Source organism: Kribbella monticola, assembly GCF_003261635.1.
Lineage (GTDB): Bacteria > Actinomycetota > Actinomycetes > Propionibacteriales > Kribbellaceae > Kribbella > Kribbella monticola.
Genome location: NZ_QFXK01000031.1, coordinates 241,526 through 254,397 on the forward strand (window position 1 = coordinate 241,526; position 12,872 = coordinate 254,397).

A 12,872-nucleotide genomic window follows, 5' to 3' on the forward strand; every position below is an offset into this window, starting at 1 on the left:
GATCAGATCAGGTCCGCCTGAGCCTCGATCTCGTTCTCGGGGTCGATCGGGAGGATGATCTTGAACCAGGTCTCGCCGGGCTTGGAGTCGACCCGGAGGTCGCCGTGGTGCTTCTTGACCACGATGCGCCAGGAGATGTCCAGGCCGAGGCCGGTGCCTTCGCCGATCGGCTTGGTGGTGAAGAACGGCTCGAAGATGCGGTTCCGGATCTCGGGCGGGATGCCGGGCCCGGTGTCGCCGATCATCACGACGGCATAGGCGCCGTCGCGTTTGGTCCGGATCGTCAGCGTGCCTTCGCCGTTCATCGCACCGACGGCGTTGTCGATGATGTTGGTCCAGACCTGGTTCAGCTCGGCCGCGTACGCCGGGATGTGCGGCAGGTCGGGATCGAACTCCTTCACGACGTTCAGGCCCTGCAGCTTGCCGGACATCATCACCAGCGTCGACTTCAGCAATTCGCGCAGATCGACCACCTGGTAGGGCGCCCGGTCGATCTGTGAGTACTGCTTCGCGGCGCCGACCAGCGTCGAGATGCGGGTCACCGAGTCGTCGATCTCGTTCATCAGCGACTCGGTGTCGATCGTGTACATCAACCAGCGCACCGCGCCTTCGAGGTACTCCTCGCCGACCGCCGCGAGCACCTCCTCCATCCACGGCACGTCGAGACCCACCGCGGCGAGCACCGGCGCGACATCCCATGAAGCGTTGACCCCGTGGTCGTCCAGCCAGTCGGTCAGCGTATCCTCGGCGTCGCTCAGATCCAGCGGCGACAACTCAGGCGCCTTCGCGACCTTCTCGACGGCAGCTTCCTGGATCTCCACGATCGTATGCAGCTTGGTCGCGTCAAGGGTGCCATCGGCAAGCATCGCGAGCTTGGAACGCATCCCGGCGACCCGCTGCCGTAGCGTCGCGGCCGCCCGAACCGCTGCCGCCGCGGGGTTGTTGAGCTCGTGCGTCAACCCGGCAGACAAGGAGCCCAGGGCAAGCAACCGCTCCCGCTCGCCCATCGTCTCGTTGGTCCGCCGCATACCCTGGACGAAACCGTCGATCAGGTGCACGGCCATCGGGAACCAGCGGTTCATCATCGTCGCCATCGTCTCGGCGGTGATGACGAAGAACGTGGACGGTTCGAGCACCCGCATGGTCGCGCCGTAGGCCTTGCGCTCGTCGGCGCCAAGGAAGGCGGTGACGGCACCGGCGTACACGCCGCGTTGCGTACTGCGGTTGATCTCCACCTCTTCGCCGTGCGACAGCTTGCACATCCGGATGCCACCGGTGAGCAGCAGGTAGCAACACGTCGCCTCGTCGCCCTCGGCGAAGACGATGCCCTCCTCGACGGCCTCCACATGCCCTTCCCGCGACAGCCAACCGAGTTGCTCGTCGGTCAGGCTCTCGAACAGGAACAGCGTGCGGAGCTCGTCGATGCTGAGCCGCAGCGGTTCGTCCGTATCAGTTACTGCCATCAGAGCATCTCCAGATATCTGTGCACCAGGGTCACTGCCATCGCACCGTCGCCGACCGCCGAGGCGACCCGCTTCACCGACTCGGCCCGGACATCGCCTGCCGCGAACACGCCCGGCATGCTCGTCTCGAGGTGGTACGGCTCCCGCTCCAGCGACCAGCCCGGCGGCCGCCCGTGCAGGTCCGGCCCGGTCAGGACGAACCCGCGCTCGTCGCGCAGCAGGTCACCTGGCAACCAGTCCGTCCGCGGCGCCGCGCCGATGAACACGAACATCCACTCCGTGTCCACCTCCCGGCTCTCCCCGGTCGCACTGTTCACCAAGGTCACCCGCTCCAGGTGCTCCGATCCCTTGCAGGACACCACCTGGGTGCAGGTGTGCACCTCGATGTTGTCGATGTCGGAGATCTGGCCGATCAGGTACGACGACATGGTCGCCTCGAGCGAAGGTCCTCTCACCAGCATATGCACGCGTTTGGCATGTCTGGAGAAATAGACCGCTGCCTGCCCGGCGGAGTTGGCGCCGCCGATGATGTAGACCTCCTGGCCGGCGCAGGCCGGCCCCTCGGTGGTCGCCGAGCCGTAGTAGATACCGCGACCGCACAGATCGTCCACGCCCGGTGCGTCCAGCGACCGGTAGGCGACGCCGGTCGCGAGGATCACCGAATGCGCGGAGATCTCGCTGCCGTCGGAGAACACCAGCCGGCGCGCCGATCCACGCGATTCGAGCTGGACCACCTGGCGAGCGGTGAGCAATTCGGCGCCGAACCGGATCGCCTGCCGCCGCGCGCGATCGGTCAGCTGAGCACCGGAAACCCCGTCGGGGAAGCCCAGATAGTTCTCGATGCGACTCGACTGGCCGGCCTGACCACCGGTCGCGACCTGCTCGACCAGTACGGTGCGCAGCCCTTCACTGGCGCCGTACACAGCGGCGCCGAGCCCTGCCGGACCACCGCCGACCACGACGAGGTCGTAGAACTCCTCGGCCGGCGCGGTGGACAGACCAACCTTGTCGGCCAGCTCGGACTCGGACGGCGCGACCAGCACCTCGCCGTCCCCAGTGATGATGACCGGCAGCGTCGACCCGTCGACCCCTGCGGCCTCGAGCAGCCGCTTGCTCTCCTCGTCGTCGACGCCCATCCAGCGAAACGGCACAGCGTTGCGGGCCAGGAAGTCGCGGGCCGCGAACGACGGCGCCGACCAGCGGTGGCCGATCACCCTGGTCTCGTCGGTGGACGGCTCCGGGGTCGCCTTCCACAGCTCCAGCATCGAGTCGACCACCGGGTAGAGCTTCTCTTCCGGCGGGTTCCAGGGCTTGAGCAGGTAGTGGTCGAGGTCGACGACATTGATCGCCTGGATCGCGGCATCGGTATCGGCGTACGCCGTCAGCAGCACGCGGCGGGCCAGCGGGAAAAGGTCCATCGCGGCTTCGAGGAAGTCGATCCCGGACATCCCCGGCATCCGGTAGTCGGCCAGCAGCAGAGCGACCGGCTCACCCCGGAGCTTGAGTTCGCGGAGGGCATCGAGAGCCTGGTCGGGCGCCTCCGCCCGGACGATCCGGTTCTCCTCGCCGTACCGGCGGCGAAGGTCGCGGGCGATCGACCGGGAAACGCCCGGGTCGTCGTCCACGGTGAGGATCACCGGGCGGGTTGTCGACGCTGTCATGCCTCCTTCATACCAGCGGATCGCCAACTTCTGGGAACGGTTCCGCCGAGGGCGTTACGGAAGGGCCGCGAGGTACGGAGCGTGGCTGTTCTGGAACTCCCAGTTGTAGTACCTGTCCCAATTGATCGACCAGGTCATCAGGCCGCGGAACGACGGCGAAGTACCGCCGCGCAGCGCGTATCCGCCGCAGTTCTGGCCCTTGACCAAACAGTCCAGCGCCTGATGAACGGCTGCGGGGGCGGTGTAGCCGTTCCCGGCGCTGCTGGCGGCCGGTACGCCGAACGCGATCTGGTCCTCTCGCAAACCCGGGAACGTCTGCCCGGTGGTGCCGACGCCGAAGCCGGCCTTGATCATGTCGGTCATCGCGATGTGGAAATCGGCGCCGCCCATCGTGTGGTACTGGTTGTCCAGCCCCATCACGGGACCCGAGTTGTAGTCCTGGACGTGCAACACGGTGAGTGAATCGCGCAGTGCGTGGATCACCGGCAGGTACGAACCGCGCCGGTTGTCGCCGCCGTTCCCACCGTCGCCGTAGAACTGGTAGCCGATCTGGACGAAGAACGTCTCCGGCGCCATCGTCAGCACGAACTTCGCGCCGTACCGCGCCTTCAGGGTCTTCAGCGCCGAGATCAGGTTCACGATCACCGGTGTGGTCGGGTTGCGGAAGTCGGTGTCGCCGGGGTTCAGGTACAGCGAGTGGCCCTCGAAGTCGATGTCGAGCCCGTCGAGCCCGTACCGGTCGATGATCGCGCTGACCGAACTCACGAAGGTGTCGCGAGCTGCGGCCGTGGTGAGCTGGACCTGGCCGTTCGCCCCGCCGATCGAGATCAGCACCTTCGTTCCGGCCGCCTGCTTGGCGCGGATCGCGGCGATGAAGTCGGCGTCGCTCTCCACGTTCGGGCACTCGCTGGCCGGGCAACGGTTGAAGCGGATGTCGCCCGACGTCACCGAGGTCGGCTCGCCGAAGGAGAGATTGATGATGTTCCACGCGGACGGGATGTCGGCCATTCGGACATACTCGGATCCGTTGGCGAAGCTGGCGTGCATGTAGCCGATCAACGCGTGCTTCGCGAGACCCGTACTGGTACAGCCGCCCGTAGTCGCTGTTGCTGTTGAGGACTTGGCGGACTCTCCGTTGCTGTTGTACGCGGCAACGGTGTAGCTGTGGCTCGTGCACGCGCCCAGCGCATCGACGGTCGCCGTAGTACCGGTCACCGTCTTGACGACGCTGGAGCCTTCGTAGACGCGGTACCCCGTGACTGTGCCGCTGGAAGCACCCCAGGAGAGCGCGACCGAGCTGTTCGTAGTACCGGTGACTGACGGCGAGCCGGGAACGCCCGGTGCTCCACCAGTGGGCGGAGTACCGCCGGGACCGTCGAGGCTCACGTCGTCAGCCTGGTACGCCGGTTGGCCGTACCACCCGTGTAGGTAGAGCTGTGCCGAGGTCTGACTGGCTCCAGTGGTGAATGCGACAGTCAACTGCGTGTACCCCGAGGCGGAGGGCGTCCAGGTCGACGCGCCGCCGGTGACGCCGAGATAGACGTACGACCCACGCACCCAAGCAGACAACGTGTACGCCGTGTTCGCCTGTACTGCGACCGTCTGGCTGCATTGGGCGAAGTCGCTGCCCGACACCGCGCCGTTCAGCGCATAGCCACCCGAATGCGTCGGACTGGTGATCACCGAACCGCCGGAGCACGTCCAGCCACTCAGCGAACCGGCCTCGAAACCCGGATTGGTCAACAGGTTCGCAGCCTGGGCGCCGCTCACCCCGGTCACCAAGCCGGTGACGACGACCAGCAACGCGACAACCGCGGCACGACAGCGCATGACCGAACCTCCGGGGGCGGTGGGGTGCATTAAGTAGAGAGCTTCCAAAACTCCGGGTCAATGGCTCTGGCCGTCGGCTTCCCGCCGCTGTCCGATACCCGACGCGCTCGCAGCCTGCCCAGCTGACAGGTTTTCGCCAGTGGCTAGTTGAAGCCAAAACGGTGTGCGCGCCGGCACGGGTTGGCAGGCTTCCGGCAATCCCTCACCGCCACTGGAGGAAACGCGTGAATCAACTGCGTCGCCGGACCGCGCTCATCGCGGCCGCCGTCCTCACCACCGCCGCCTTCGCCGCACCAACCGGCAGCGCGGCCCCAGCACCGGTCGGTGCACCACCGGACAACCTGGCCAACTCCCTGCGGCTCCCCAAGTTCGCCGCCGGCCGGTACGTCGTGACGCTGGCCGACAAGCCGCTCGCCACCTACCAAGGAGGCGTAGCCGGGCTGAAGGCCACCAAGCCTGCCAAGGGTCGCAAGGTCGACACCGCCGGCACTGACGCCAAGCGCTACAGCAGCTTCCTGACCAGTCGCCACAATCAGATCGCTGCCGCGGTCGGGGCCAAGGCGAGCCGCCACTACTCCACTGCCATCAACGCCTTCGCCGCGAACCTGTCCGGGCAGCAGGTGAGCGAGCTCAGCAAGACGCCTGGCGTTGTCGCGGTCACCCCGGATCAGCTGCACGTCGCCCTGGACGACAAGAAGCCCGCCGACTTCCTCAAGCTGTCCGGCAAGACCGGCGTGTGGTCAGCTCTGGGCGGCACTGCCGAGGCCGGTAAGGGCGTAGTCGTCGGCGTCGTCGACACCGGCATCTGGCCGGAGAGCGCCTCACTCTCCGGCCCCAAGCTGGGCACCAAGCCTGCTACCGCGGCGGACCCGTACCGTCCGTACCGGTCGGGCAGCACCATCGTCATGCACAAGGCGGACGGCAACGACTTCACCGGTTCTTGCGAGGCCGGTGAGGACTTCACTGCCGACCTGTGCAACACCAAGCTGATTAGCGCCAAGTACTTCGGTGACGCCTGGCTCGCAGCCACGCCGCCCGAGGCCCGCGCCGACTACGCCTCACCACGTGACGGCGAAGGCCACGGAACACATACCGCTACCACTGCGGCCGGCAGAGCAGGTATTGATGTCGCAGAAGGCGGCATCAACTTCGGCACCATCTCCGGCGTCGCCCCGGCTGCCAAGATCGCCGTGTACAAGGCGTTGTGGGAAGGGAAGGGCGGCGTCGGTTCGGGCGGCTACACCTCCGACATCCTCGCCGCGATCGACCAAGCCGTTGCAGACGGCGTCGACGTGATCAACTACTCGGTCGGCTCCATCTTCGAGTCCGCGCACACCGACCCGGTCCAGCTCGCCTTTCTCTCCGCGGCATCGGCGGGCATCTTCGTCTCGGCTGCGGGCGGCAACTCCGGACCGGACGCGTCGTCACTCGACAACACCTCTCCCTGGGTCACCACAGTCGGCGCGAGCACAGTGGCGCCGTACGAGGCGACGGTGATCCTCGGCAACGGACAGAAGTACGCCGGACTCAGCACGAGCGTCGCGACCAACGTGAGCAGCAAATCGCTCATCACCGGTGAGGCTGCCGAGGCGGCCGGCGTCACGCCGTACGACGCTTCGCAGTGCCTGCCGAACACGCTGGACCCAGCGAAGGCAGCTGGGCACATCGTGGTGTGTGACCGTGGCGTCGGAGCGCGGGTAGCGAAGTCGGCCGAGGTGAAGCGCGCAGGTGGCGTTGCCATGGTGCTGCTGAACCTCACCGACCAGGACATGGTCGCCGACTCGCACTCGGTACCGACCGTGCACCTGAACACCCCGGGCTCGCTGTCCGTCAAGGCGTACGCCGGAACGCCGGGCGCCACCGCACAGCTCGCCCCTGGCAACCTGACGAGCCAGACCACGCCGTACCCGCAGATGGCGGACTTCTCCTCACGCGGCCCGTCTCTGTCCAGCCACGGCGACCTGCTCAAGCCCGACCTTGCTGCACCGGGTGTCAACGTGCTCGCGGCGGTTGCACCGCCCACTAACGACGGGCACAGCTTCGCCTTCCTCTCCGGCACCTCCATGGCTGCGCCGCACATCGCCGGACTCGCTGCGCTCTACCTGGCGAAGCACCCGGACTGGACTCCGATGATGGTCAAGTCGGCGCTGATGACCACCACCAGCGACGTCAAGACCGCCAGTGGCGCAGTGGACAACGACCCGTTCGCTCGGGGCGCCGGCGAGGTCCAGCCGTCGCGCATGCTGGATCCGGGGCTGGTCTACGACTCCGGTGACATCGACTGGCTCGGCTACCTCGAAGGCAGCGGAGTCAACACGGGCACCGGCGTACCGGCCATCGACCCGAGCAACTACAACGCTCCCTCCATCGCTGTCGGCCAGTTGGTCGGCACCCAGACCATCACTCGGCGGGTGACCGCAGTAACCGGTGGCCTGTACCGCGCGACCGTCTCGGTGCCGGGCATGAAGGCAGTCGTCACCCCGTCGATCCTGAACCTGCAGGCGGGCCAAACGCGCAGCTTCACGGTCAAGCTGACCCAGGACACTGCAGCGTCCAACGAGACCACCAGCGGCTGGCTGACCTGGCAGGGCGCCGGTACGTCGGTGCGCAGCCCGATCGTCGTCGTCCCGACCTCTGTCCTGGCACCCACTGCGGTGAGTGGCGCGGGCGCCTCCGGCCAGGTGTCGTTCGACGTGACCGCAGGCAAGGCGGGCATGCCGATCAGGTCGTACGGCGTGGTCTCGGCGCCTCTCGTCCCAGGAGCGGTACCGGCCGGCGCAGCGGACGCTGACCTGCCGAACTACCCGGTCACGGTGACTGCCGACACCAAGGCCGTGCAGTGGAACATCAAGACGGTCGACCCGGCCGGAAGCATCTGGATGGTGCTCTACAAGGTGGTCAACGGTCAGATGCAACTGCTCTCCTTCGAAGGTGACGGGTCGAACCAGGCCTCTGCAACTGTGGCGGCGCCTGCTCCTGGCGTCTGGGGCGTGCTGGCGATCACCCTGTCGAACCCACCCGGCGCCGACACCACGCAGTACACGATGCAGACCAACGTCGTGACGGATAGCTCCGGCAACGCTCTGCAGGTCACACCGCCGGTCACCCCGGCAGCAGGCAAGCCGTTCCAGGTGACGGCGTCGTGGTCCGGCCTGCCGACCAACCAGCGTTCCACCGGCTTCATCGAGTTCCCCAACCGCGCTGGGACAGTGGTGACGATCAACTAGCAGTACCGCACCGGGGTCGCGTCGCAGCGCGACCCCGGACGGGTGCCTTCAGCGTGGTCGCGCCAGATCGGCCGGAGCACCAGATCGGCTGGGGCGCCAGATCGGCTGGGGGTGCCAGTTCGGCTGGGGGTGCCAGTTCGGCTGGGCGCCAGTTCGGCTGGGGCGCCTCGGGGTTCTGCTAGATCCAGCGGCGGCGGGCGGCTTGGACGCCCGCCTGGAACCGGGTCTGCGCGCCGAGGGCCTCCATCAGCGCGCGGACCCGGCGCTGGGTCGTCCGGGGACTGATCCGCAGGTGCCGGCTGATCTTGTCGTCGGTCGCCCCACCGGCCAGCAGAAGCAGAATGTCCCGGTCGGGCGATCGCAGCGCGGGGAACTCGCCGCTGAACGGCAACCCCGGCATCGGTATCGCCAACGCCCACAGCATCTCGAACGTCGCGATCAGCCCGTCCAGCAGGCCCGACGAGCGGATCAGCAGATGCGATTCGGCCGGAGCCCGCTTGGTCAGCCCGATGAGTGCGGTGTCGTCGTCGCCGACGGCCATCTTCATCGGGACCTGCGCCAGCACCCGGCTGCGCTCCCCCGCCGATTGCAGCTCGGGCAGCACCCCCATGATGTCCTCGCTCTCGAACACCTCGGTCCCGTAGATCGCCCGGTAGCCGACTCCTTCGCTCAACCGCTTCAGCTCCAGCGCCTGCTGCGTGGACGGCGGTGTCGCATACGGCGGCCGATCCAGCACCCGTACTTCGCGCTTCGCGTTCTTCTGCAGCTGCTCGTAGGTCTGCAGCAGGGTCGGGCCGTCCTCGATCAACTCGACCTGGTTGCCCGTCAGCACGGGTTTGCCGCGTGAACCGCGCAACTCGTCGGCGACGCTGCGCAGCCTCGACAGTTGCGCGTCCAGCTCGTCCAGCGGATCGCTGGCAGGCGACTCTGCCACCTGTTCCTCTTTGCCCCGCACCGCCCACCCAATCCATCAATGCTCGCATCTGCCCTCCACACACTAAACCGGATCAGCAACTCCTGACAGCGTTGTCTCGCGCCCGGTCAGGGATCGCAGCCGAGGCACGGCCAGCCGCGTCCGCACCGCGCACAGAGCCCGTCCACGCCGGGCGCCGGAAGCCACAACGCGCCGGCGCTCTCTGAAGCACCGCGCTGCCACCCTCCACCCTCCGGCGCCCTACCCAGCGAGCCTCCGCCCTGTGTCGCCGTGCCCAGCAAGCCTCCACCCGGCGGCGCCGTACCCCTCGAGCCTCCACCCGGCGGCGCCGTACCCCGCGAGCCTCCACCCGGCGGCGCTGTGCCCTGCGGTGCTGTGCCCTGCGACCCTCCACGCTCCGGCTCCGTGCCCTGCGGTGCTGTGCCCTGCGACCCTCCACGCTCCGGCTCTGTGCCCTGCGGTGCTGTGCCCTGCGGTGCTGTGCCCGGCGAGCCTCCGCCCTCTGTCGCCGTGCCCAGCGACCCTCCACCCTGCGGCGCCGTGCTCTGTGAGCCACTGTCTTGTGGTGCTGTGCGCTGTGAGTCTGCGTCTTGTGAAGCGGCGAGGGGTGGCGTGGGCTCCTGCTGGGTGAGCTGCTGGATGGTGGTGAGCCAGTGGATCTGGGTGCGGCCGTTGCGGCCGTGCACGGCCAGGACCCCCTCGATGCCGTCGTCCCACACCGACGTGGCCGGCCAGCGGCCACGCCAGCGCAGTGTCACTGCTCCGTCGGACCACTCGACTCCCTCTGCCAGCGTGCCCGTGCCACGCACGCCGGACACATCGGTGTGCCGGACGAGCTGGAAGAGCCGCGGCTTCTGCTGCGTGGTGTTCTGTCGCTTCACTCTTGAAGCCTCACCGACGCGAACCGCGCCCACCAGGTGTGATCTGTGGGCTGTCCAAGCAGCCCACAGTCCACTGCCGGACACCGCCGCGCGGCTCGGCCTCACCCCGGACACCCGGCCGACCACGGGAGCCACGCCCACGTAGTACCGGCCGGAACCCCTGTAACCCAAGGGGCCTGGCGCTGTGCACTGTTTTGTCGGTAGGCCCTTGTAGCGTTCCCGGTGCGCACCGCAACCACCAGGCGCGACCAGTGAGCCGGCCTCCGTAGTCGAAGGGGGAGCCGGCCCACAGCTCGAACGGGGGAGGATCCTGTGGCTGAGGCAGCGTTCGGCGTGCAGTTGAGGCAGTCCCGGCAAGCGGCCGCTCTGAGTCTGCGGCAGCTCGCGACCCGGGTGGGATATGACCACAGCTACCTGTCCCAGGTGGAGCGTGGGCAGCGGCCGGGCTCGGCTCACCTCGCCCAACTGTGCGACCGCGAGCTGAACACGGGCACTACTCTCACAACCGCCTACCAGCAGGCGAGGCGGGCGCAGCCGATTGCCCAGCCGCTAGCGACCGCCTCTTCACTTCAGCCGCACCGGCATCCACTCGAGCAGGCGATGGGCGTGGATGTGTTGGAGGCAGTCAGGCACGGACTGGTCGACTCCTACGGTCAGCCACGACCGGACGACGAGTGGAGCGCCGTCGCGGCAGACCTCGCCGTCGCCTTCATGACAACCCCGCCCGGCGAGCTGCTCCCCGAGCTGACCGCTCAACTGCAGTTCCTGCCGGCTGAGATATCGGCCGGCAGGTCGGCGACGCACGCAGTACTGGTAGCCGAGCTCAGCATCCTCGTGGCACTCACCTTGACGGCACTCGGACAGAGTCGAGCTGCTGGGAGGTGGTGGTGGACCAGCCGCGCGTCTGCTGACAGTTCCGGCGAGCGGTTGGCCATGAGCCTGGTGCGGGGCTGGGAGGCCGCCAGCGGGTTGACCGGGAGCAGGCCGCTCGGTGAGCTGTCGGCGCTGGCCGACGAGGCGGTCGCTCTCGGAGCCACTGTCGACGACGCCGCTGAGCTGAGCGAGCGGGTTGCCGGTGGCAGGACAGGCTGTCTGGCTCGAGCCCACTCTGCCCGGGCATTGGTTCTGGCTCAGCAGGGGTTGGCAGCAGCTGCCTGGAAGGCTGTGGAGGACGTGCTCACCGTGACTGACGAGTCTGCGGATCAGACCAGCGGACTATTCGACTGGCCGGCGTACAAGGTGCACGGTGTCGAGGGCCGGGTCTGTGCCGAGCTGGGATACCCGGCCGCCGGCTACGTGGTCCTGGAGCGAGCACTGGAGCTTTGCCCTCCAGGACGCCTCGTGGAGCGGGCGGAGCTCGAGCTGTGTCTGGCGCGGTGCCTGATGGTCGACGGGGAGGTTGCCGCAGGGCTGGCCCTGGCGATGCGCGTGCTGGTGGAGCTGCCCGACCAGTGGCACACGCACTACTTGTACGACGAGGCCGGCCGCGTGCTGTCCGCAGTACCGGGCAAGGAGCTCGGGCGAGCTGCCGTGCGTGACTACCGCGAATTACTAGGTCGCAGGCCGTATCTCAACCGCACTGTGGGCAGCGGGTCGAGCTCTCCCTGGTCACAGGGGTAGCGTGCCGAGAGTGACGAGTCAGAACGGGACAGCAGCAGTGGCAGACGCTTGGAACTTCGAGGTGGAGCTGGCAAGCGCGCCGGCGACGACAGAGGCGCGGACGGCGGTACTGGCCAAGCCCGGCTTCGGGCAGTCGTTCACCGACCACATGGTGCTGGCGTCCTGGACTGCCGACCGCGGCTGGCATGACCAGAAGGTGACGGCGTACGCGCCGCTGAAGGTGAGCCCGGCTGCCGCAGTGCTGCACTACGCGCAGGAGATCTTCGAGGGTCTCAAGGCGTACAGGCACGAGGACGGTTCGGTGTGGGCGTTCCGCCCGGACATGAACGCGGCAAGGTTCAGCCGGAGCGCGCAGCGGCTTGCTCTGCCGCAGGTCCCGCAGGAGGACTTCATTGCAGCGCTGCGTGCGCTGGTGACCGTGGACGAGGCGTGGGTGCCTCCGGCGGGCAGCGGTGAGACCAGCCTTTATCTGCGGCCGTACATGATCGCTACCGAAGCAGCGCTGAGCGTCCGGCCTGCTCGTGAGGTGCTGTTCGGCGTCATCGCCTCACCGGCTGGACCGTACTTCGACACCGGTCCCAAGCCGGTCGCCATCTGGCTGTCGGACACCTCGATCCGCGCGACCCCGGGCGGCACCGGAGCAGCCAAGTGCGGCGGCAACTACGCCGCGAGCCTGGCCGCACTGGCCGAAGCGACCGAGCACGGCTGCAACCAGGTGATCTACCTCGACGCGGTCGAGCGCCGCTGGATCGAGGAGAGCGGCAGCATGAACGTCTTCTTCGTGTACGCCGACGGCCGGATCGCGACGCCGGAGCTGTCCGGCTCGATCCTGGAAGGCGTCACCCGCGACTCGGTCCTCGACATCGCCGCGGACCTCGGCCACAAGGTCGAGGAGCGCCGCATCTCGGCCGACGAGTGGCGCGACGGGATCCGCAGCGGCGAGATCACCGAGACCTTCGCCTCCGGCACGGCGGCCGTCATCACGCCCATAGGCCGGGTCGCGTGGAACGGCGGCGACCTCACCATCGGGGACCACACCCTCAACGACGGCGTTGGCCCAGTCACCACTGCGATCCGCTCTGCCCTCCTGGACCTCCAATACGGCCGCACCCCCGACTCCCGCAACTGGCTGACTCGTCTCACCTGACCCGGCCAGCCGCGCCGGAGGCCGGACCGCCAGCACATCAGTACTGCGTCCAGCTGGCGATCCGGTTGGCCGACGCACGCTCAGCAGCGGCCAACTGTCGCCACCTCGA

At 67.9% G+C, this 12,872-nt stretch carries 7 protein-coding genes; 3 read left to right on the forward strand and 4 right to left on the reverse strand.

Annotated features, from left to right (window positions below):
- Nucleotides 1–2: 2 nt before the first annotated feature.
- The 3 genes from DIZ26_RS20505 to DIZ26_RS20515 are packed head-to-tail and all read right to left on the reverse strand — an operon-like array spanning nucleotide 3 to nucleotide 4,954.
- A complete protein-coding gene (locus tag DIZ26_RS20505) occupies nucleotides 3–1,463 on the reverse strand; it encodes an ATP-binding protein (protein ID WP_112243856.1) in 1,461 nt (486 codons plus the stop codon).
- On the reverse strand, nucleotides 1,463–3,124 hold the full coding sequence (locus DIZ26_RS20510; protein ID WP_112243858.1) for an FAD-dependent oxidoreductase: 1,662 nt from the start codon (nucleotides 3,122–3,124) through the stop codon (nucleotides 1,463–1,465). Before DIZ26_RS20510 ends, DIZ26_RS20505 begins: the two co-directional genes overlap by 1 nt.
- Before the next feature lie 54 nt (nucleotides 3,125–3,178).
- Nucleotides 3,179–4,954 carry a chitinase gene (locus DIZ26_RS20515; RefSeq protein WP_112243860.1) on the reverse strand — a complete coding sequence of 592 codons (1,776 nt, stop codon included), beginning with the start codon at nucleotides 4,952–4,954 and terminating at the stop codon, nucleotides 3,179–3,181.
- 224 nt (nucleotides 4,955–5,178) lie between these two features.
- Here DIZ26_RS20515 and DIZ26_RS20520 point away from each other — a divergent pair, with 224 nt between their 5' ends.
- Nucleotides 5,179–8,181: a S8 family serine peptidase gene (locus DIZ26_RS20520; RefSeq protein WP_112243862.1), complete on the forward strand. Its 3,003-nt coding sequence runs from the start codon at nucleotides 5,179–5,181 to the stop codon at nucleotides 8,179–8,181.
- A 178-nt stretch (nucleotides 8,182–8,359) separates the two neighbouring features.
- On the opposite strand, the gene DIZ26_RS20525 is transcribed toward DIZ26_RS20520, so the two are convergent.
- On the reverse strand, nucleotides 8,360–9,115 hold the full coding sequence (locus DIZ26_RS20525; RefSeq protein ID WP_157979768.1) for a helix-turn-helix transcriptional regulator: 756 nt from the start codon (nucleotides 9,113–9,115) through the stop codon (nucleotides 8,360–8,362).
- 1,193 nt (nucleotides 9,116–10,308) lie between these two features.
- Between DIZ26_RS20525 and DIZ26_RS20535 the strand changes: the two genes are divergently transcribed.
- Together DIZ26_RS20535 and DIZ26_RS20540 are read left to right on the forward strand one after the other, a co-directional pair.
- Nucleotides 10,309–11,616, forward strand: coding sequence for a helix-turn-helix domain-containing protein (locus tag DIZ26_RS20535; RefSeq protein ID WP_112243866.1), 1,308 nt, complete (start codon nucleotides 10,309–10,311; stop codon nucleotides 11,614–11,616).
- Between the two features lie 10 nt (nucleotides 11,617–11,626).
- Nucleotides 11,627–12,763, forward strand: a complete 1,137-nt coding sequence (locus DIZ26_RS20540) for a branched-chain amino acid aminotransferase (protein WP_232828481.1) — start codon at nucleotides 11,627–11,629, stop codon at nucleotides 12,761–12,763.
- The last annotated feature ends 109 nt before the right edge of the window (nucleotides 12,764–12,872 follow it).

What these genes read in the sequence shown, in the direction of transcription:
- DIZ26_RS20505 (WP_112243856.1), bottom strand. Translation starts at nt 1,463, where the DNA reads ATGGCAGTAACTGATACGGACGAACCGCTGCGGCTCAGCATCGACGAG.
- DIZ26_RS20510 (WP_112243858.1), bottom strand. Translation starts at nt 3,124, where the DNA reads ATGACAGCGTCGACAACCCGCCCGGTGATCCTCACCGTGGACGACGAC.
- DIZ26_RS20515 (WP_112243860.1), bottom strand. Translation starts at nt 4,954, where the DNA reads ATGCGCTGTCGTGCCGCGGTTGTCGCGTTGCTGGTCGTCGTCACCGGC.